The organism is Kitasatospora sp. NPDC089509 (genome assembly GCF_044749365.1).
Lineage (GTDB): Bacteria > Actinomycetota > Actinomycetes > Streptomycetales > Streptomycetaceae > Kitasatospora.
The window spans coordinates 616,071-639,909 of sequence record NZ_JBIVHS010000002.1; the positions used below are offsets into that span (position 1 = coordinate 616,071).

Annotated in this window: 1 protein-coding gene (running past one end of the window); it reads left to right on the plus strand. The window is 74.7% G+C overall.

Annotated features, from left to right (window positions below):
* The first annotated feature begins 30 nt into the window (after positions 1-30).
* On the plus strand, positions 31-23,839 hold the 5' portion of the coding sequence (locus ACIP4P_RS06010) for an SDR family NAD(P)-dependent oxidoreductase (RefSeq protein WP_400915200.1). The gene runs 6,686 nt beyond the window's last position; only the first 23,809 of its 30,495 coding nucleotides appear in the window; the start codon lies at positions 31-33; its stop codon lies off the right edge, out of view.

Here is a 23,839-nt window from a genome sequence, read left to right on the forward strand (position 1 = left end):
CACCCTTCCGAACTGCGAGGTTTCCCACCCATGGCCAGCACCTCCGAGGACAGGCTCCGCGACTACCTCAAGAAGGTCACCGCGGACCTGCGGCGCACCAGGCTGCGGCTGGAGTCCGTCGAGGCCAGGGACGCCGAGCCGATCGCGATCATCGGGATGGCCTGCCGCTACCCCGGCGGCGTGCGCACCCCGGAGGACCTGTGGCGGCTGGTCGCCGACGGCGCCGACGCCATCGGCGAACTCCCCACCGACCGTGGCTGGGACACCGCGGCGCTCTACGACCCCACCCCCGGCACCCCCGGCAAGAGCTATGTGCGGCACGGCGGATTCCTCGACGGCGTGGCCGACTTCGACGCCGAACTGTTCGGCATCGCCCCGCGCGAGGCCCTCGCCATGGACCCGCAGCAACGGCTCCTGCTGGAGTCCGCCTGGGAGGCGATCGAACGCGCCCGGATCGCCCCCGCCGCGCTGCGCGGCAGCGACACCGGCGTGTTCATCGGCGGCGCCGACACCGACTACGGCTCGCTGGCCCGGCAGGCCGAGGAGACCGAGGGCCACCTGCTCACCGGCGGAGCCGTCAGCGTGCTCTCCGGCCGGATCTCCTACACCCTCGGCCTGGAGGGCCCGGCCGTCACCGTCGACACCGCCTGCTCCTCCGCCCTGGTCGCCCTCCACCTCGCGGTCCGCGCGCTGCGGGCCGGCGAATGCTCGCTGGCCGTCGCGGGCGGCGTCGCCGTCATGCCCACCACCCGGCTGTTCACCGAGTTCTCCCGGCAACGCGGGCTCGCCCCCGACGGCCGGTGCAAGCCCTTCGCGGAGGCGGCGGACGGCACCTCCTGGGCCGAGGGCGTCGGCGTGCTGCTGGTCGAACGGCTCTCGGACGCCCGACGCCTCGGGCACGAGGTGCTGGCCGTGGTCCGCGGCACCGCCGTCAACCAGGACGGCGCCAGCAGCCGCCTGACCGCCCCCAACGGACCCTCCCAGCAGCGGGTCGTCCAGGCCGCCCTGGCCAACGCCCGGCTCACCCCCGACCAGGTCGACGCCGTCGAGGCGCACGGCACCGGCACCACCCTGGGCGACCCGATCGAGGCCCAGGCCCTGCTGGCCACCTACGGCCGGAACCGGCCCGCCGACCGACCGCTGTACCTCGGCGGCGTCAAGTCCAACCTCGGGCACGCCCAGGCGGCGGCCGGCGTGGCGGGCGTGATCAAGACGGTGATGGCCCTGCGCGCCGGGGTGCTGCCGCGCACCCTGCACGTCGACGAGCCGTCCTCGCACGTGGACTGGACGGAGGGGGCCGTCGAACTGCTGGCCGAGGCCCGGGACTGGCCGGAGACCGGCCGGCCGCGCCGGGCCGGGGTGTCGGCGTTCGGGATCAGCGGGACCAATGCGCACGTGGTGCTGGAACAGGCCGAGGAGGCGGCCGACGTCGCGGCTCCCGAGGACGCGGCACCGGCGCCGGGTGTGCTGCCCTGGGTGCTGAGCGGCCGGACCGGGGACGCGCTGCGCGCCCAGGCGGCACGGCTGCTGGACGCCGGTGCGGCCGGACAGCCGACCGGGGACCTGGCGTGGTCGCTGGCGACCAGCCGGTCGCTGCTCAACCACCGGGCCGTGGTGGTGGGTTCGGAGCGGGAGGAGCTGCTGCGCGGGCTCGGCGCTCTCGCGGCGGGTACGGGTGCGGCCGGGGTCGTCGAGGGTGTGGTGCGAAGTGGCGGGACGGCGTTCCTGTTCTCCGGTCAGGGCTCGCAACGGCTGGGCATGGGACGGGAGTTGTACGGCCGGTTCCCGGTGTTCGCGGCGGCCTTCGACGAGGTGTGTGCCGCGCTGGACCTGCCGGTGCGCGAGGTGGTGTGGGGCGACGACGCGGAGCTGCTGAACCGGACCTCCTTCGCCCAGGCGGGGTTGTTCGCGGTGGAGGTGGCGCTGTTCCGGCTGGTCGAATCGCTGGGTGTGCGGCCGGAGTTCGTGGCCGGGCACTCGATCGGCGAGGTGGCGGCCGCGCATGTGGCCGGGGTGTTCTCGCTGGCGGATGCGTGTGCACTCGTGTCCGCCCGTGGTCGGCTGATGCAGGCCCTGCCGTCCGGTGGGGCGATGCTCGCGGTGCAGGCCACGGAGGAGGAAGTCCGCCCGCTGCTGGGCGAGTCGGTGTCGATCGCGGCCGTCAACGGCCCTCGGTCCGTCGTCGTCTCCGGCACGGAGGAGGCCGTCGAGGCGATCCGTCAGCACTTCGCCGACCGGAAGACCAGCCGGCTGCGCGTCTCGCACGCCTTCCACTCCCCGCTGATGGACCCGATGCTGGACGACTTCCGCTCGGTCCTCAACGGCCTGACGTACCTTGCCCCTTCGATCCCGGTCGTCTCCAACCTGACCGGCGGGATCGCCCGCGACCTCCAGTCGCCCGACTACTGGGTGCGGCACGTCCGCGAGGCCGTCCGCTTCGCCGACGGCATCCGCGCCCTGGAGGCGGCCGGCGTCACCCGCTTCCTGGAGCTCGGCCCGGACGGTGTGCTCACCGCGATGGCGGCCGACTCCCTCACCGGCGAAGCCGTACTGGCCTCCGTCCTCCGCAAGGACCGGCCCGAGGAGCCCGGTGTCCTCACCGCGCTCGCCCGACTGCACGTCACCGGCGCGACCGTCGACTGGGCCGCCCTGTTCACCGGCACCGCCGTCCGCACCGTGGACCTGCCCACCTACGCCTTCCAGCACCGCCGCTACTGGCCCACCCCCGCCCCGACCGGCACCGGCGACCTGGGCGCCGCCGGCCTGGCCGCCGCCGACCACCCGCTGCTCACCGCCGCCCTCGAACTCTCTGACGACGGCGGCCTGTTGTTCACCTCCCGACTCTCCCGGCAGACCCACCCCTGGCTCGCCGACCACGTCGTCCGCGGCGAGGTCCTGCTGCCCGGCACCGCCTTCCTCGAACTCGCCGTCCGGGCGGGCGACGAGGCCGGCTGCGACCGCGTCGAGGAACTCACCCTGGCCGCGCCGCTGGTGCTGCCCGAGCACGGCGGCGTCCAGCTGCAACTGCGCGTCGGCGCGGCCGAGGAGAACGGCCGGCGTACCTTCGTGATCGCCTCCCGCCCCGAGGGCGCCGACGGCCGCGGCTGGGACCAGCACGCGACCGGCGCCCTGGCCGTGGGCGACACCCGCACGGCCTTCGACACCTCGACCTGGCCGCCCATGGACGCCGAGGCGGTCGACCTCACCGGCCTGTACGAGGGCATGGCGGACGGCGGGTACGCCTACGGCCCGGCGTTCCAGGGCCTGCGGGCCGCCTGGCGCCGTGGCGACGAGGTGTTCGCCGAGGTCGCGCTGCCGGAGGGCACCGAGGGCGCCGGCTACGGCCTGCACCCGGCGCTGCTGGATGCCGCCCTGCACGTGACGGCCGTCAACGGCATGCCGCACGGCGTGGTGCCCTTCGCCTGGGAGGAGGTGTCGCTGCACGCCTCCGGCGCCTCGGCGGTGCGGGTGCGGGTCACCCGGACCGGCGAGGAGTCCGTCGCGGTGGCGGTCGCCGACACCGAGGGACTGCCGGTGGCCTCGGTCGGGTCGCTGGCCCTGCGGGCGGCGGCCCCGGCCGGTGCGGCGACGGCCGCGGGCCGGGACGCGCTGTTCTGGGTGGACTGGGTGCGGGTGGAGCCGGTCGCGGCGGAGTTTCTGGAGGTGGCCTCGCTGGCGGAGGTTCCGGTGGAGGTGCCGCCGGTGGTGGTCGTGCGACCGGTTGTCGAGGGGGTGCACGAGCGGTCGGCGTGGGCCCTGGAGTTGGTGCAGGGCTGGTTGGCGGAGGAGCGGTTCGCGGGCTCCCGGCTGGTGTTCGTGACGCGCGGCGTGGTGGCCGGTGAGGACCTCGCCGGAGCTGCTCTGTGGGGCCTGGTGCGATCCGCGCAGTCGGAGGAGCCGGGCCGGTTCGGGCTCGTGGACATCGCGGGGGACGGCGAACTGACCCCTGCCGCCCTCGGGTTGGACGAGCCGCAACTGCTGCTCCGGGACGGCCGGGTGCTGGCCGCCCGGCTGGCGCGTGCCGCCCGCGGCACGGACGAGCCGGTGGCCTGGGCCGGTGCGGGCACCGTCCTGATCACCGGCGGGACGGGCGGCCTGGGCCGGGTCATCGCCCGGCACCTGGTGGCCGAGCACGGCGTGCGCAGCCTGCTGCTGGTGAGCCGGCGCGGCCCGGCCGCCGAGGGTGTCGACGAACTGCTCGTCGAGCTGGCCGAGTCGGGAGCCGAGGCGGCCGTCGAGGCCTGCGACGTGGCCGATCGGACGGCCGTCGCGGAGCTGTTCGCCCGGCACGAGATCCGTGCGGTGGTCCACACGGCCGGGGTCATCGACGACGGCGTGATCGGCTCGCTCACCCCCGACCGGCTGTCGGCCGTGCTGCGCCCGAAGGCGGACGCCGCCTGGAACCTCCACCAGGCCACCGAAGAGCGTGAGTTGGCGGCCTTCGTGCTGTTCTCCTCGGTCTCCGGCGTGTTCGGCGGCCCGGGCCAGGCCGCCTATGCGGCGGGCAACGCCTACCTGGACGCCCTGGCGGTGCACCGCCGTACGCTCGGCCTGCCCGCCGTCTCCCAGGCCTGGGGCCCGTGGACCCGCGACGGCGGCATGACCGCCACCCTCGCCGAGGTCGACCTGCACCGGATCGCCCGCTCGGGCCTGCCGGAGCTCGCCCCCGCCGAGGGCGCGGCCCTCTTCGACGCCTCGCTCGCGACCGGCGAGCCCGCGATCCTGCCCGTGCGCCTGGACCTCGCCGTGCTGCGGACCCAGGAGCCGGTGCCCGCGCTGCTGCGCGCCCTGGTGCGCGGCCGGGTCCGACGCGCGGTGGTCGCGGGGTCGGCCGGGTCGGCGGCGTTGGCACAGCGGCTGTCCGCGCTGGGCGGTGACGAGCGGCGCTCGGCGGTGCTGGAGCTGGTGCGCGAGCAGATCGCGGTGGTGCTGGGACACGAGGGCGGCGCGGCGGTCGACCCGTCCCGGGCGTTCCAGGACCTCGGCTTCGACTCGCTGACGGCGGTCGAGCTGCGCAACCGGCTGCGGTCGGTGACCGGTCTCCAGCTGCCGGCGACGGTGGTGTTCGACTACCCGACGGCGGGCGCGCTGGCCGGCTTCCTGCTGGAGGGCCTGTACGGCGCCGAGACCGTGGTGGAGACTCCCCGGGCGGTGCTCGCGCCGTCGGAGGATCCGGTCGTGATCGTCGGGATGGCCTGCCGCTACCCGGGCGGGGTGCGCTCGCCCGAGGAGCTGTGGCGGCTGGTGGCGGACAGTGTGGACGCCGTGTCGGAGTTCCCGACGAACCGCGGCTGGGACCTCGACGCGCTGCACAGCGAGGACCGGTCGGCACCGGGCACCTCGTACACCCGGATGGGCTCCTTCCTGCACGACGCCGGGGAGTTCGACCCCGAGTTCTTCGGGATGAGCCCGCGTGAGGCGCTGGCCACGGACGCCCAGCAGCGGCTGCTGCTGGAGACCTCCTGGGAGGCGTTCGAGCGGGCGGGCATCGACCCGGTGTCGCTGCGCGGCAGCCGGACCGGCGTGTTCGCGGGCGTCATGTACACCGACTACCGCGCGCTGCTGGACGGCGAGGAGTTCGAGGGCTTCCGGGGCAACGGCAGCGCCCCGAGCGTCGCCTCCGGGCGGGTCTCCTACACCTTCGGGTTCGAGGGTCCGGCGGTGACGGTCGACACGGCGTGCTCGTCCTCGCTGGTGGCGATGCACCTGGCGGCCCAGGCCCTGCGCGGCGGCGAGTGCTCGTTGGCGCTGGCCGGTGGCGTGACGGTGATGTCGACGCCGGGCACCTTCGTGGAGTTCTCGCGGCAGGGCGGGCTGTCGGCGGACGGGCGGTGCCGATCGTTCGCGGAGGCGGCGGACGGGGTCGGCTGGGGCGAGGGCGTCGGGGTCGTGGTGCTGGAGCGGCTGTCGGACGCCCGGCGCAACGGGCACCGGGTGCTCGCGGTGCTGCGCGGCTCGGCGGTCAACCAGGACGGTGCGTCGAACGGGCTGACGGCGCCGAACGGGCCGTCGCAGCAGCGGGTGATCCGGCAGGCGCTGGCGAGTGCGGGGCTGTCGACGGCGGATGTGGACGCCGTCGAGGCGCACGGGACCGGGACGACGCTGGGTGACCCGATCGAGGCGCAGGCGCTGCTGGCGACGTACGGGCAGGACCGTGAACTGCCGCTGCTGCTGGGGTCGATCAAGTCGAACATCGGGCACGCCCAGGCGGCGGCCGGTGTGGCGGGCGTGATCAAGATGGTGCTGGCGATGCAGCACGGGACGCTGCCGCGCACGCTGCACGTGGATGCGGCGTCCTCGCACGTGGACTGGACGGCGGGTGCGGTCGAGCTGCTGGCGGAGGGCGCGGCGTGGCCGGCCACCGACCGTCCGCGTCGGGCCGGTGTGTCCTCCTTCGGGATCAGCGGCACCAACGCGCACGTGATCCTGGAGCAGGCCGAACCCGAGGCCGTACCGGACGCCGCGGGCGCGGCGGGATCGATGCCCTGGGTGGTATCGGCGAAGACGCCGGAGGCACTGGAAGCGCAGCTGGTGCGGCTGGCGGAGCCTCTCGAACTCCCGGCCGAGGATGTGGCGTTCACCCTGGCGGGGCGGTCGCGGTTCGGGCACCGCGCGGTGCTGGTGGACGGTGTCGAGGTGGCGCGGGGGGCGGCGATGGAGGGCAGGAGCGCGTTCCTGTTCTCCGGGCAGGGGTCGCAACGGCTGGGGATGGGCCGGGAGTTGTACGGCCGCTTCCCAGTGTTCGCGGCGTCCTTCGACGCGGTGTGCGAGCAGTTCGAGCTGCCGGTGCGGGAGGTGGTGTGGGGTGCGGACGAGGAGCTGCTGAACCGGACCGACTACGCCCAGGCCGGGCTGTTCGCGGTCGAGGTGGCGTTGTTCCGACTCGTTGAATCGCTGGGCGTGCGGCCGGAGTTCGTGGCCGGGCACTCGATCGGTGAGATCGCGGCGGCGCACGTGGCCGGGGTGTTCTCGCTGGCCGACGCCTGCGCCCTGGTGGCGGCCCGTGGCCGGATGATGCAGGCGCTGCCGTCCGGTGGGGCGATGCTCGCCGTGCAGGCCACCGAGGAGGAAGTCCGGCCGTTGCTGGGCGAGTTGGTGTCGATAGCGGCCGTGAACGGTCCTCGGTCCGTCGTCCTCTCGGGCGCGGAGGAGGCGGTGTCCGGGATCGAGGCGCACTTCGCCGACCGGAAGACCACCCGGCTGCGGGTCTCGCACGCCTTCCACTCGCCGCTGATGGACCCGATGCTGGACGACTTCCGGGACGTCCTCAACGGTCTGACGTACCACGCTCCTTCGATTCCGGTCGTCTCCAACCTGACCGGCGAGATCGGTGGGGACCTTCGGTCGCCCGAGTACTGGGTGAGGCACGTCCGTGAGGCCGTCCGCTTCGCCGACGGCGTCCGCGCGCTGGAAGCGGCGGGAGTCACCCGCTTCCTGGAGCTCGGCCCGGACGGTGTGCTCACCGGCATGGCCGCCGGCGCGCTCTCCGGTGACGCCGTACTGGCCGCGGCGCTCCGCAAGGGCAGGCCCGAGGACACGACCGTACTGACCGCCCTGGCCCACCTGCACGTCTCCGGCGCGCCCGTCGACTGGTCCGCGCTGTTCGCCGGCACCGCCGCCCGGCACGTCGACCTCCCGACGTACGCCTTCCAGCACCGCCCGTACTGGCCGGCGGTCACGCTCACCCGTGGCGGCGACGTCCGGCTCGCGGGCCTCGGCGTGGCCGAGCACCCGCTGCTCGGAGCCGCCGTCGAGCTCGTCCACACCGACGGCTACCTGTTCACCGGCCGCCTGTCGGCGGCGATGCACGGGTGGCTGGCGGACCATGTGGTGCAGGGGTCGGTGCTGGTGCCGGGCACGGCGCTGGTGGAGCTGGCGGTGCGGGCCGGGGACGAGGTCGGCTGCGACCTGGTCGAGGAACTGACCCTTGCGGCGCCGCTGGTCCTGCCCGAGCGGGGCGGGGTCCGGGTGCAGGTGTGGGTCGGTGAGCCGGACGCGTCCGCACGGCGCGCCGTCACCGTGCACGCCCGGCCGGACGGCGAGGCGGGGGCCGACTGGACCCTGCACGCGAGTGGTGTGCTGGGGACGGGTGCGGCACCGGTGGCCTTCGATGCCTCGGTGTGGCCGCCGGTCGGTGCCGAGGCGCTGGACCTGACGGGTCTGTACGAGGGGCTGGCGGAGGCCGGGTTCGGGTACGGTCCGGCGTTCCGGGGTCTGCGGGCGGCCTGGCGCCGTGGGGACGAGGTGTTCGCCGAGGTGGCCCTGCCGGAAGGGGCCGAGGGGGCCGGTTACGGCCTGCACCCGGCGCTGTTCGATGCCTGCCTGCACGGCTTCGCGCTGGCGGACGCGGGCGGGGACGGTGGTGTGCCGTTCGCCTGGGAGGACGTGGCGCTGCACGCCTCGGGGGCTTCGGCCGTGCGGGTGCGGCTGACGCCGACGGCGGGTGGCGGGATGTCGCTGACGGTCGCCGACATCGAGGGGCGTCCGGTGGCCTCGGTCGGGTCGCTGGTCGTCCGGCCGGTGGCGACGGGTGCGGTGGCGTCGGTCGGCCGCAACGGCCTGTTCCGGGTGGACTGGGTGCCGGTGGAGCCGGTCGCGGCGGAGTTCGTGGAGGTGGCCTCACTGGCGGAGGTGCCGGTGGAGGTGCCGCCGGTGGTGGTGGTCCGATCCATTGTTGGGGAGGTCCATGAGCGGTCGGCGTGGGCCTTGGAGTTGGTGCAGGGCTGGCTGGCGGAGGAGCGTTTCGCCGCCTCCCGGTTGGTTTTCGTGACGGGTGGCGTGGTGGCCGGTGAGGACCTGGCGGGCGCGGCCGTGTGGGGTCTGGTGCGGTCGGCGCAGTCGGAGGAGCCGGGCCGGTTCGGGCTGGTGGACCTGGTCGGCGAGGGCGACCTGTCCTCCGCCCTGGGCCTGGACGAGCCACAACTACTCCTCCGGCAGGGCGAGTTGTCCGCCGTCCGGCTGGTCCGGACGGAACCTGCGGCGGAACCGGTGGTGTGGCCGAGCGAGGGCGCGGTGCTGATCACCGGCGGCACGGGCGGCCTGGGCCGGGTCATGGCCCGGCACCTGGCGGCCGAGCACGGTGTGCGCAGCCTGCTGCTGGTGAGCCGGCGTGGCGCGGACGCCGAGGGTGTCGACGAACTGCTCGCCGAGCTGAACGAGTTGGGTGCTGACGGCGTGGTCGAGGCCTGCGACGTGGCGGATGAGGCCGCCGTGGCGGAGCTGTTCGCCCGGCACGAGATCCGCGCGGTCGTCCACACGGCCGGGGTGATCGATGACGGCGTGGTCGGTTCGCTGACTCCCGAGCGGTTGTCGGCGGTGCTGCGTCCGAAGGCGGACGCGGCGTGGAACCTGCACCGGGCGGCCGAGAGCGCCGAGGTCTTCGTCCTCTTCTCCTCCATGGCCGGAACCTTCGGCAGCGCGGGCCAAGCCGCCTACGCGGCGGGCAACGCCTACCTGGACGCGCTGGCGGTGCACCGGCGCTCGCTGGGCCTGCCGGCCGTGTCGCTGGCCTGGGGCCCGTGGTCCGGCGTGGCCGGGATGACCGGCACCCTCACCGACGCCGAGGCCGAACGGATCGCCCGACTCGGCCTGCCGTCGATCTCCCCGGACCAGGGCGTCGCCCTCTTCGACGCCGCGCTCTCCACCGGCCACCCGGCCGTCCTGCCCGTCCGCCTCGACCCGGCCGCGATGGCCGCGCACGGCGAGGTGCCCGCACTGCTGCGGGGCCTGGTCCGGGGACGGGTGCGGCGCGCGGTGGTCGCCGGATCGGCGGTGGCCGCGGGCCTGGCGCAGCGCCTGGCCGCCCTCGGTGACGAGGAGCGGCGCTCGGCGGTGCTGGAGCTGGTGCGCGAGCAGATCGCCGTGGTGCTCGGGCACCAGGGCGGTGCGGCGGTCGACCCGTCGCGGGCGTTCCAGGACCTCGGCTTCGACTCGCTGACGGCGGTGGAACTGCGCAACCGGCTGCGGACCGTGACCGGCCTCCGGCTCCCGGCGACCGTGGTGTTCGACTACCCGACCGCCCACGCCCTCGCCGGCTTCCTACTGGACGGCCTCTTCGGCACCGAGAGCGTGGTCGACGTCCCCGGGACGTTGGCGCCCCTGTCGGACGACCCGATCGTGCTCGTGGGGATGGCGTGCCGCTACCCCGGCGGGGTGACCTCGCCCGAGGACCTCTGGCGCCTGGTGGCCGACGGCGTGGACGCGGTGTCCGACTTCCCGACCGACCGCGGCTGGGACGTCGGAGCACTGTACGACCCGAACCCGGATAACACCGGCACGTCGTACACGCGCTCCGGTGGATTCCTGTACACGGCCGGGGAGTTCGACCACGAGTTCTTCGGGATGAGCCCGAGGGAGGCGCTGGCCACGGACGCGCAGCAGCGGCTGCTGCTGGAGACGTCCTGGGAGGCGTTCGAGCGGGCGGGGATCGACCCGGTGTCGCTGCGCGGCAGCAAGACCGGTGTGTTCGCGGGCGTGATGTACGCGGACTACGCGAGCCTGCTCGGCGGTGGCGAGTTCGAGGGGTACCAGGGGAGCGGCAGCGCGGGGAGCGTGGCCTCGGGCCGGGTCTCGTACACGCTGGGCCTGGAGGGCCCGGCGGTGACGGTCGACACCGCCTGCTCGTCCTCTCTGGTGGCGATGCACCTGGCCGCGCAGGCCCTGCGCAGTGGTGAGTGCTCGTTGGCGCTGGCCGGCGGGGTGACGGTGATGTCCACCCCGAACACCTTCGTGGAGTTCTCGCGGCAGGGCGGGCTGTCGGCGGACGGGCGGTGCCGGTCGTTCGCGGACGCGGCGGACGGGGTCGGCTGGGGCGAGGGCGTCGGCATGGTCGTGCTGGAGCGCCTGTCGGACGCCCGGCGCAACGGGCATCGCGTACTGGCCGTGCTGCGTGGCAGTGCGGTCAACCAGGACGGCGCGTCGAACGGTCTGACCGCGCCGAACGGGCCCTCGCAGCAGCGGGTGATCCGGCAGGCGCTGGCCAGTGGCGGACTCTCACCGGCCGATGTCGACGCCGTCGAGGCGCATGGCACCGGGACGACGCTGGGCGACCCGATCGAGGCACAGGCGCTCCTCGCGACCTATGGCCAGGACCGTGAACTGCCCCTGCTCCTCGGCTCGATCAAGTCGAACATCGGACACGCCCAGGCGGCGGCCGGTGTGGCCGGCGTGATCAAGATGATCCTCGCCATGCAGCACGGGACACTTCCCCGCACCCTGCACGTGGACGCACCGTCCTCGCACGTGGACTGGACGGCGGGCGCGGTGGAGCTGCTGACCGAGGGCACCGCGTGGCCGGCCACCGACCGTCCGCGTCGGGCGGGCGTCTCCTCCTTCGGGATCAGCGGCACCAACGCCCACGTGATCCTGGAGCAGGTCGAACCCGAGGCCGCGCAGGAGGCTTCGGTCGCCCCGGCGTCGATGCCCTGGGTGGTATCGGCCAAGTCCGAGGTCGCACTCGACGGCCAGGCCGCGCAACTCGCGGAGCTCGACGGCTTGTCGACTCTGGACGTGGGTCTGACGCTCGCCGGTCGGTCGCGCTTCGTGCACCGCGCGGTGCTGGTGGACGGTGTCGAGGTGGCGCGGGGTGTGGCTACGGAGGGTCGTAGCGCCGTCCTCTTCTCCGGGCAGGGCTCGCAACGGCTCGGGATGGGCCGGGAGTTGTACGCCCGCTTCCCGGCGTTCGCGGCGGCCTTCGACGCGGTGTGCGAGCAGTTCGAGCTGCCGTTGCGGGATGTCGTCTGGGGTGCGGACGAGGAGCTGCTGAACCGGACGGACTACGCCCAGGCCGGGCTGTTCGCCATCGAGGTCGCGCTGTTCCGACTCGTCGAATCGCTCGGTGTGCGGACGGAGTTCGTGGCCGGGCACTCGATCGGTGAGATCGCGGCCGCGCACGTCGCCGGGGTGTTCTCGCTGGCGGACGCCTGCGCGCTGGTCGCGGCTCGTGGCCGCCTGATGCAGGCGCTGCCGTCCGGCGGCGCGATGCTCGCCGTACAGGCCACCGAGGACGAAGTCCGTCCGCTGTTGGGTGACTTGGTGTCGATTGCGGCCGTCAACGGCTCTCTGGCCGTCGTCGTCTCGGGCGCGGAGGAGTCCGTCGCCGCGATCGAGACACACTTCGCCGACCGCCGGACGAACCGCCTGCGGGTCTCGCACGCCTTCCACTCGCCGCTGATGGACCCGATGCTGGACGACTTCCGCGCGGTCCTCAACGGCCTGACGTACCAGGCACCTTCGATCCCCGTCGTCTCCAACCTCACCGGCGGTATCGCCGAGGATCTCCAGTCGCCCGAGTACTGGGTGCGCCACGTCCGCGAGGCCGTCCGCTTCGCCGACGGCATCCGGACCCTCCACGATCACGGTGTCCGCCGCTTCCTGGAGCTCGGCCCCGACGCCGTCCTCACCGCCCTCACCGCGAGCGCGCTGCCCGACGGCGAGGCCGACGACGCCGTCACCGCCCCGGCCCTGCGCCGGAACCGCCCCGAGGAACACACCCTCGTGGAGGCCCTCGCCCACCTCCACGTCCACGGCACGAAGGTCGACTGGGCCGCCCTGTTCGCCGACACCGGCGCCCGGCGCGTCGACCTCCCGACCTACGCGTTCCAGCGCCGCCGCTTCTGGCCCGCCCCGCGACCCGCCCACGGCGGCGACGTCCGTGCCGCCGGCCTCGCGGCCAGCACGCACCCGCTGTTCGGCGCTGCGGTCGACCTGGCCGACGAGGACGGATTGGTGCTCACCGGCCGCCTGTCGACGGCCTCCTTCCCGTGGCTGGCCGACCACGTCGTCCAGGGCCGGGTCCTGCTGCCCGGCGCCGGCCTGCTCGAACTCGCGCTGCGCGCCGCCGCCGAGGTCGGCTGCGAGCTGGTGGAGGAACTGACCCTGGCCGCGCCGCTGCTGCTGCCCGAGCAGGGCGCCGTCCAACTGCAACTGCGGGTCGGTGGACCGGATGCGGCCGGTCGGCGGGAGTTGGGGATCCACTCCCGGCCGGATGGTGATCCGGACGCCGGGTGGGTGCAGCACGCGGCGGGTTCGCTGGCCGAATCCGCAGTCGGGACGGGGGAGTTCGACGCCTCGGTCTGGCCGCCGACCGGTGCGGAGGCCCTGCCGCTGGAGGGCGTGTACGAGCGGATGGCCGAGGCCGGGTTCGGCTACGGCCCCGCCTTCCAGGGGCTCCGCGCGGCCTGGCGTCGTGGGGACGAGCTGTTCGCGGATGTCGAACTCCCCGACGGCGTCGGCTCGGAGGGCTTCGGCGTGCACCCCGCCCTCCTCGACGCTGCTCTGCACGTCGCCATCGTGGATGCCGGGAGCGACGACACCGTGGTCCCGTTCGCCTGGACGGGTGCGGCGCTCCGCGCCGTCGGTGCCTCGGCGGTCCGGGTGCGGATCGTCCGGCTCGACGGTGGCGGGCTGCGGCTCGACCTCGCCGACCCGGCGGGCGCTCCCGTGCTGACGGTGGACGCCGTGCAGGGCCGCGCCGTGTCGGCGGAGCAGCTGGGCTCGGCCGATCCGCTCTACGCGGTCGACTGGTCCGAGCTGCCGGCCGTCCCGGAGCCGGCCACGGCGTGGACGGCCTGGGACGCCCTGCCCGTCGAGGGCCCGGCTCCGGAGACGGTCGTCCTCGACTGCTCGACCGTGCCCGTTCCGGCCGAGGACGTCCCGGCCGCCGTGCGCGAGGTGACGCACCGCGTCCTGCGCACGGTACAGACCTGGCTGGCGGAGGAGCGGTTCGCGGCTTCGCGGCTGGTCGTGGTGACGCGTGGCGCGGTGGCGGTACGCGAGGGTGAGCCGGTGGACGTGGCGCAGGCGCCGGTGTGGGGTCTGCTGCGGTCGGCGCTGGCCGAGAACCCGGGTCGCTTCGCGCTGCTGGACACGGACGGCGAGGTGGTCGTGTCCGCCGAGCCGGAGTCCGCCGTCCGCGCCGGGGCGGTCCTCGTGCCGCGCCTGACCCAGCTCCCCACGCAGGACGGCCCGTTGTCCGTCGGTGCGGAGGACACGGTGCTGATCACCGGCGGCACCGGTGGCCTGGGCGCCGTCGTGGCCCGCTACCTGGCCGCTGAGCGCGGCGTACGGAGTCTGGTGCTGACGAGCCGCCGGGGCCTGGAGGCCCCGGGCGCGGCCGAGCTGGTGGCGGAGCTGTCCGCATTCGGCGCGTCCGTCGAGGTCCGTGCCTGTGACATGGCCGACCGTGCGGCCGTGGCGGCCCTGGTCGAGGAGATCCCGGCCCTGTCGGCGGTCGTCCACGCCGCCGGGGTCGGTGACAACGGTCTGGTCGGCGCGCTGACGCCCGAGCGGATGGACGCCGTCCTCGCCCCGAAGGCCGACGGCGCCTGGTACCTGCACGAGCTGACGCAGGACCGCCGCCTCAACGCCTTCGTCCTCTTCTCCTCCGCCGGTGGCCTGGTCCTGACCGCCGGGCAGGGCAACTACGCGGCCGCGAACGTCTTCCTCGACGCCCTCGCCGCCCACCGCCACGCCCTCGGCCTGCCCGCCACCTCCCTGGCCTATGGCCTGTGGGATGTCGGCGCCGGCCTCGGCCGCGACCTCGCCGAGGTCGACCGCCACCGGATGGCCGTCCAGGGCGTCCCCGTCCTCGACCACGCGACGGGCCTCGCCCTGTTCGCCGTCGCCCTGCGCACCCACCGCGCGGCCGTCCTCCCGATCCGGGTCGACCGGGCCGCCCTGCGCACCCGCACCGACGAGCTGCCCGCCCTGCTGCGCGGCCTCGCCGGCCCGCGCCGCCGGCCCGCGCTCCCCGCGAGCGGCCGCGCCGCCGCGACCGGCCTCGCCCAGCGGCTCGCCGGGCTGGGGGAGAGCGAGCGCCGCCGTCTGGCGCTGGACCTGGTCCGGACGGAGGTTGCGGCCGTGCTCGGCCACGCCTCCGCCGAGGAGGTGACGCCCGAGCGCGCGTTCCAGGAGCTGGGCTTCGACTCCCTCGCCGCCACCGACCTGCGCAACCGCCTCAACCAGCGCACCGGACTGCGGCTGCCCGCCACCCTCGCCTTCGACCACCCCAACGCCCGGGCCGTGGCGGCCCACCTCCTCGACCTGGCCGGAGCGGGCCGGGAACCGGCGCCGACGGACGAGACACACCCCCGGCCGGACACCTCCGACGACCCGATCGCGATCGTCGGCATGGCCTGCCGCTACCCCGGCGGCGCGGCCTCGCCCGAGGCGCTGTGGCAGCTCCTGACGGACGGCGTCGACACGGTGACCGAGCTGCCGACCGACCGCGGTTGGGACCTCGGGAACCTCTACGACCCCGAGCCCGGCAAGGAGGGCCGCAGCTACACCCGCCACGGGAGCTTCCTGCACGACGCCGGCGACTTCGACCCCGGCCTGTTCGGGATCTCCCCGCGCGAGGCCCTCTACATGGACCCGCAGCAGCGGCTCCTGCTGGAGACCTCGTGGGAGGCGCTGGAGCGGGCGGGCATCGACCCGCTGTCGCTGCGGGGCAGCCGGACCGGCGTCTTCGCCGGCCTGATGTACCACGACTACGCGCTCAACACGAACCCCTCGGGCACCAGCGGCGGCAGCGTGGTCTCGGGCCGGGTCTCGTACACGCTGGGCCTGGAGGGCCCGGCGGTGACGGTCGACACGGCCTGCTCCTCCTCGCTGGTCGCCCTGCACCTGGCCGTCCAGGCGCTGCGCAGCGGCGAGTGCTCGCTGGCCCTCGCGGGCGGCGCCACGGTGATGGCGACGCCGGGCATGTTCATCGAGTTCTCCCGGCAGCGCGGCCTGTCGGCGGACGGCCGGTGCAAGGCCTTCGCCGGTGCGGCGGACGGCGTGGGCTGGTCCGAGGGCGTCGGCGTGCTGCTCGTGGAGCGGCTCTCCGACGCGCGGCGGCACGGCCACCGGGTGCTGGCGGTGATCCGTGGCACGGCCGTCAACCAGGACGGCGCGAGCAACGGGTTCTCGGCGCCGAACGGGCCGTCGCAGCAGCGGGTGATCCGGCAGGCGCTGGCGAGTGCCGGGCTGTCGACGGCTGACGTCGACGCCGTCGAGGCGCACGGGACCGGGACGACGCTGGGCGACCCGATCGAGGCGCAGGCGCTGATCGCGACGTACGGCCAGGACCGTGAACTGCCGTTGCTGCTCGGCTCGATCAAGTCGAACCTCGGGCACGCCCAGGCGGCGGCCGGGGTCGCCGGCGTGATCAAGATGGTGCTGGCGATGCAGCACGGCGTCCTGCCGAAGTCGCTGCACATCGACCGGCCCTCGCCGCACGTGGACTGGTCCGAGGGCGCGGTCGAACTGCTCGCCGAGGCCCGGGACTGGCCGGAGACCGGCCGGCCCCGGCGGGCGGGTGTGTCCGCGTTCGGGATCAGCGGGACCAACGCCCATGTGATCGTCGAGCAGGCGCCCGAGGCGATGCCCGCACCCGCGCCCGAAGCGACCGCCGACCGGCCGGAGTCGGGCACCCTGCCCTGGCTGCTCGCCGCGGCGACACCGGACGCCCTCCGGGCGCAGGCCGGGCGGCTCGCCGCCTTCCTCGGCGCGCGCCCGGAACTCGACGCCCTCGACGTCGCCCACTCCCTGGCGGCCACCCGCTCCGCGCTGGAGCACCGAGCGGTGCTGCTCGGTACGGACCGGGCGGAACTGCTGGCCGGGCTGGACGCGCTGAGCCGCGGTGAACTCCTCCCCGGCACGGCCATCTCGTCGGCCCGGGCGGGCGGGGCGACGGCGTTCCTGTTCTCCGGGCAGGGGTCGCAACGGCTCGGGATGGGGCGGGAGTTGTACGGCCGGTTCCCGGTGTTCGCGGCGGCCTTCGACGAGGTGTGTGCCGCGCTGGGGGTTCCGGTGCGGGAGGTGGTCTGGGGGACGGACCAGGAGCTGCTGAACCGGACGGAGTTCGCCCAGGCCGGGTTGTTCGCCGTAGAGGTGGCGCTGTTCCGGCTGGTCGAATCGCTGGGTGTACGGCCGGAGTTCGTGGCCGGGCACTCGATCGGCGAGGTCGCGGCGGCGCACGTGGCCGGGGTGTTCTCGCTGGCGGACGCGTGTGCGCTGGTGGCGGCCCGTGGCCGGTTGATGCAGGCCCTGCCGGAGGGCGGGGCGATGCTGGCGGTGCAGGCCACGGAGGAGGAAGTCCGGCCGCTGCTCGGTGAGTTGGTGTCGATCGCGGCCGTCAACGGACCGACGTCCGTGGTCGTCTCGGGTGCGGAGGAGGCTGTCGCGTCCATCGAGGCGCACTTCGCCGATCGTCGGACGACCCGGCTGCGGGTCTCGCACGCCTTCCACTCCCCGCTGATGGACCCGATGCTGTACGACTTCCGCGCGGTCCTCAACGGCCTGACGTACCAAGCCCCTTCGATCCCGGTCGTCTCCAACCTGACCGGCGGGATCGCTCACGACCTCCAAGCCCCCGACTACTGGGTGCGGCACGTCCGCGAGGCCGTCCGCTTCGCCGACGGCATCCGCACCCTGCACGAGGCAGGGGTTCGCCGGTACCTGGAGCTCGGCCCCGACGCCGTCCTCACCAACCTGGTGCAGGGCGTCCTCGACGACCCGACCGCCGCCGGCACCTGCGTCGTCGCCGCTCTGCGCGGCGCGGACCGGGACGAGCCGGCCGGCCTGGTCGGCGCGCTCGGCCGGCTGCACACGGCCGGGGCGGTGGTGGACTGGTCCGGCTTCTTCGCCGGTCGCGGCGCCCGGACGGTCGAGCTGCCCACCTACGCCTTCCAGCACCGCCGTTACTGGCTCGACGCGACGACCCCGCTCGGTGACCCGGGCGCGGTGGGCGTCGACACCGTGACGCACCCGCTGCTCGGCGCCTCCGTCGACCTGTCGCACACGGACGGCTTCCTGCTCACCGGCCGGGTGTCGTTGGACTCGCACCCGTGGCTGGCGGACCACCAGGTCCTGGACACCGTGCTGGTGCCGGGTGCTGCCCTGGTCGAGCTCGCGCTGCGGGCCGCCGCCGAGGCGGGGTGCGAGCTGCTGGAGGAGCTGACCCTGGCCGCGCCGCTGCTGCTGCCCGAGCAAGGCGCCGTCCAACTGCACGTACGGGTCGGTGGCCCGGATGCCGCCGGTCGGCGGGAGTTGGGGATCCACTCCCGGCCGGACGGTGATCCGGAGGCCGGGTGGGTGCGGCACGCGGCGGGTTCGCTGGCCGAATCCGCGGTCGGGACAGGGTCGTTCGACGCGTCCGTCTGGCCGCCGGTCGGTGCGGAAGCCCTGCCGATGGACGGCGCCTACGAGCGCCTGGCGGAGGCCGGGTTCGGCTACGGTCCGGTCTTCCGGGGGCTCCGCGCGGCCTGGCGGCGCGGGGACGAGCTGTTCGCCGAGGTCGCGCTGCCGGAGGGCGTCGAGGCCGACGGCTTCGGCGTGCACCCGGCGCTGCTGGACGCGGCGATGCACGCCGCGATCCTGGCCGGCGGCGAGCGGGAGACCATGATCCCGTTCGCCTGGACCGGGGTGTCGCTGTCCGCCGCCGGTGCCTCGGCGGTCCGGGTGCGGATCGTCCGGCTCGACGGTGGCGGGCTGCGGCTCGACCTCGTCGATCCGGCCGGCGGCCCGGTGCTCGCCGTGGACTCGATGGTGGGCCGGGCGGTGTCGGCGGAGCAGCTGGGCTCGACCGACCCGCTGTACGGGGTCGAGTGGTCGGAGCTGCCGAACCCGGCTGCGGTGGAAGGCTCCTGGGCGCGCTGGGAGGACGTCTCCGGCTCCTCGGAGCCCGCGCCGGCCGTCGTCGTCCTCGACTGCGGGGGCCTCACGGTGTCCACGGACGTCCCGACGGCGGTCCGCGCGTACGTCCACACCGTGTTGGGTGTCGTCCAGGACTGGCTGTCCGAGGAGCGGTTCGCGGCTTCGCGGCTGGTCGTGGTGACGCGTGGTGCGGTGGCCGTGCGGGAGGGTGAGCCGGTGGAGGTGGAGCAGGCTCCGGTGTGGGGTCTGCTGCGCTCGGCGGAGGCCGAGAACCCGGGCCGTTTCGCATTGCTGGACACTGATGGCGAGGTGGTGGTCACCGCCGAGCCGGAGTCGGCCGTACGTGGCGGTGCGGTCTTCGTGCCGCGACTGGCTCAACTCCCGCCGTCAGAGGGGCCGTTGCCGATCGTCGCCGAGGACACGGTGCTGATCACCGGCGGTACGGGCGGCTTGGGTGCGGTGGTGGCCCGGTACCTGGTCGCCGACTGTGGTGTGCGGAGCCTGGTGCTGACCAGTCGCCGTGGCCTGGAGGCCCCGGGTGCCGTCGAGTTGGTGGCGGAGCTGTCCGCGCTGGGCGCGGTCGCCGAGGTCCGTGCGTGCGACCTGTCCGACCGTGCGGCCGTGGCGGCCCTGGTCGGGGAGATCCCGGCCCTGTCGGCGGTCGTCCACGCCGCCGGGGTCGGTGACAACGGTCTGGTCGGCGCGCTGACGCCCGAGCGGATGGACGCCGTCCTCGCCCCGAAGGCCGACGGCGCCTGGTACCTGCACGAGTTGACCCGAGAGCACCGGCTCTCCGCCTTCGTCCTCTTCTCCTCCGCCGGCGGTCTCGTCCTGACCGCCGGGCAGGGCAACTACGCGGCCGCGAACGTCTTCCTCGACGCCCTCGCCGCCCACCGCCACGCCCTCGGCCTGCCCGCCACCTCCCTCGCCTACGCGATGTGGGACGTCGGGGCCGGCCTCGGCGAGCACCTGCGGGAGCTCAACCGCAACCGGATGGCCGCCCAGGGCGTCCCGCCGCTCGGCCACGACGCCGGCCTGGCCCTGTTCGCCGCCGCGCTGCGCAGCGAGCGGGCCGCCCTGGTGCCGATCCGGGTCGACCGGGCCGCGCTGCGCGCCCGCACCGACCAGGTCCCGGCCCTGCTGCGCGCCCTCGTCCCGAGCGCTCGCCGCACGGCGGCCCACACCCCGGCACCGGCCGCGCCCACCGGTGGCCTCGCCGCCCGACTCGCCGGGCTGCCGGAGGCCGACCGGCGACGCACCGTCCTCGACCTCGTCCGGGCCGATGTGGCCGCCCTGCTCGGGCACGAGTCCGGCGACGCGATCGAACCGGACCGCGCGTTCCAGGAACTCGGCTTCGACTCCCTCGCCGCCACCGACCTGCGCAACCAGCTCAACACTCGCACCGGACTGCGGCTGCCCGCCACCCTCGCCTTCGACCACCCCAACGCCGAGGCGGTCACCGACTGCATCCTCGCCGAACTGGCGGCGGTCGCCGGAACCGCGACCGGCGACGGGCTGCGCGCCGAGGCCGAGGTGCGGGCCGCCCTGCAGTCGATCCCGACCCGCCGGCTCCGCGACGCGGGCCTGGTCGACGCCCTGCTCGACCTCGCCGAGGACCGGGTCCGTCCCGCCGTCCAGGTGACGGGGGTGGATGCCGAGGCACCGACCGCCGTTCACCACGACCCGATCGCGATCGTCGGCATGTCCTGCCGCTACCCGGGCGGGGTGACCACCCCCGAGGAGCTCTGGCGGCTGGTGACCTCCGACGCGGACGCGATCTCGCCGTTCCCCGCCGACCGCGGCTGGGACCTGTCCGCGTTCCGCACCGAGGACGGCGCCCACGCCCTGGAGGGCGGATTCCTCGACGGTGCGGCCGAGTTCGACCCCGACTTCTTCGGGATCTCCCCGCGCGAGGCCCTGGCGATGGACCCGCAGCAGCGGCTCACGCTGGAGCTCGCCTGGGAGGCCCTGGAACGTGCGGGCATCGACCCGACCGGCCTGCGCGGCAGCCGCACCGGCGTCTTCACCGGCGTGATGTACCACGACTACCCGGGCAGCGACGGCAACGGCAGCGTGGTGGCCGGCCGCGTCTCGTACAAGCTCGGCCTGGAGGGCCCGGCCGTCGCGGTGGACACCGCCTGCTCCTCCTCGCTGGTGGCCCTGCACCTGGCCGTCCAGGCGCTGCGCCAGGGCGACTGCTCGCTCGCGATCACCGGCGGCGTGACCGTGATGGCCACGCCGGGGGTGTTCGCCGAGTTCGGCCGACAGGGCGCGCTCGCCTCCGACGGGCGCTGCAAGTCCTTCGCCTCCGCCGCCGACGGCACCGGCTTCGCCGAGGGCGCCGGATTCCTGGTCGTCGAACGGCTGTCGGACGCGCTGCGGCACGGGCACCCGGTGCTCGCGGTGGTGCGCGGCAGCGCCGTCAACCAGGACGGCGCCTCCAACGGCCTGACCGCGCCGAACGGTCCCTCGCAGCAGCGGGTGATCCGCCAGGCGCTGGCCAACGCGCGCCTCGGCGCCGACCAGGTGGACGTGGTCGAGGCACACGGCACCGGAACGCGACTGGGCGACCCGATCGAGGCCCAGGCCCTGCTGGCCACCTACGGCCAGGAGCGTGAACTGCCCCTGCTGCTGGGCTCGATCAAGTCGAACATCGGCCACACCCAGGCCGCGGCCGGGGTGGCCGGCGTGATCAAGATGGTGCTGGCGATGCACCACGGCGAACTGCCGTCGACGCTGCACGTCGACGAGCCGAGCGCCCAGGTCGACTGGACGGCCGGATCCGTCCGGCTGCTGACCGAGCGCCGGGCCTGGGCACCGGGCGACCGTCCGCGGCGCGCCGGCGTCTCCTCCTTCGGCATCAGCGGCACCAACGCCCACGTGATCATCGAGGAGGCCCCGGCCGTGCTGCCGGCGGCCGACACCCGCCCGTCGAACCCGGTCGAGCCGGCAGCCGTCCCCTGGCTGCTGTCCGCCGCCACCCCGGAGGCGCTGCGCGCGCAGGCCGAACGGTTGCTGACGGCGGTCGGCGACGCCCGTCCGGTGGACGTCGGGTACTCCCTGGCGACCACCCGGGCCGCGCTCGAACACCGCGCGGCGGTGGTCGGCTGCGGGACGGCGGAACTCCTGTCCGGCCTGCGGGCGATCGCCGACGGCCGGGAGCCGGGCGGTGTCGCCACGGGCGGACGGACCGCGTTCCTGTTCTCCGGGCAGGGGTCGCAACGGCTGGGGATGGGGCGGGAGTTGTACGGCCGCTTCCCGGTGTTCGCCGAGGCCTTCGACGCGGTGTGCGCCGTGCTGGAGGTTCCGGTGCGCGAGGTGGTGTGGGGTGAGGACGAGGAGCGCTTGAACCGGACGGAGTTCGCCCAGGCCGGGTTGTTCGCGGTCGAGGTGGCATTGTTCCGGCTGGTCGAATCACTGGGCGTGCGACCGGAGTTCGTGGCCGGTCACTCGATCGGCGAGATCGCGGCCGCCTACGTGGCCGGGGTGTTCTCGCTGGCCGACGCGTGTGCGTTGGTGGCGGCGCGGGGCCGGTTGATGCAGGCGCTGCCGGAAGGCGGGGCGATGCTCGCGGTGCAGGCCACGGAGGAGGAAGTCCGGCCGCTGCTCGACAAGTTGGTGTCGATCGCCGCCGTCAACGGGCCGACCTCCGTGGTCGTTTCCGGTGCGGAGGAGGCCGTCGCGGCGATCGAGGCGCACTTCGCCGATCGGAAGACCACCCGCCTGCGGGTCTCGCACGCCTTCCACTCGCCGCTGATGGACCCGATGCTGGACGGCTTCCGCGCGGTCCTCAACGGCCTGACGTTCCAGGCACCTTCGATCCCCGTCGTCTCCAACCTGACCGGCGGGATCGCCGAGGACCTCCAGTCGCCCGAGTACTGGGTGCGCCACGTCCGCGAGGCCGTCCGCTTCGACGACGGGATCCGAACCCTGCACTCCGCCGGCGTCCGCCGGTTCCTGGAGCTCGGCCCCGACGCCGTTCTCACCGCCCTCACCGCGAGCGCGCTGCCCGACGGTGAGGCCGTCCCGGTCGCGACGCTCCGCCGAGGACACGGCGAGGAGCGGACCTTCGTCGAGGCCCTGGCGCGTCTCCACGTGCTCGGCGCACCGGTGGACTGGTCCATCCTCCACGCCGGGACGGGCGCGCGCCGGATCACCCTGCCGACGTACGCCTTCCAGCACCGCCGGTTCTGGACGGACGCCCCGGCCTTCCTGCCCTCGGCCGAGACCGCCGGGCTCCGGGACGCCGGGCACCCGCTGCTCACCGGCTCGCTCGAACTGGCCGACTCCGCCGGCCTGGTGTTCACCGGCCGCCTGTCGGCGGCGATGCACGGGTGGCTGGCGGACCACGTGGTGCAGGGGTCGGTGCTGGTGCCGGGTACGGCGCTGGTGGAACTGGCCGTCCGCGCCGGGGACGAGGCCGGCTGCGACCTGGTCGAGGAACTGACGATGCACGCACCGTTGGTGCTCCCGACGGGCGGCGCGGTCCGCCTCCAGGTGCGGCTGGCCGAGCCGGACGAGTCCGGCCGTCGCGCCGTCGGCATCCATTCCACGGCGGACACCGGCCCGGACCCGGTCTGGACCCTGCACGCGAGTGGTGTGCTGGGGACGGGCGCGGTACCGGTGGTGTTCGAAGCCTCGGTGTGGCCGCCGGTCGGTGCCGAGGCGCTGGACCTGTCCGGCCTGTACGAGGGGCTGGCGGACGCCGGGTTCGGGTACGGTCCGGCGTTCCGGGGCCTGCGGGCGGCCTGGCGGCGCGGCGAGGAACTCTTCGCCGAGGTGGCCCTGCCCGAGGGGACCGAGGGTGGCGGTTACGGCCTGCACCCGGCGCTGTTCGATGCCTGCCTGCACGGCTTCGCGCTGGCGGACTCGGACTCGGACTCGGACGGGGACGGCGCCGGAGTGCCGTTCGCCTGGGAGAACGTGGCGCTGCACGCCTCCGGGGCGTCGGCGGTGCGGGTGCGGCTGAGCCGTACGGCCACCGGCGCGTCGGCGCTGTCCGTGGCCGACGCCGAGGGCAGGCCGATCGCCTCGGTCGGCGCGCTGACGGTGCGGCCGATCGCGGCCGAGCAGCTCGCGGGCGCGCCGCGGGTGGGTCGGGACGAGCTCTTCCGGGTGGACTGGGTGCCGGTGGAGCCGGTGTCCGCCTCGTTCGTGGAGGTGGCTTCGCTGGCGGAGGTGCCGGGGGAGGTGCCGCCGG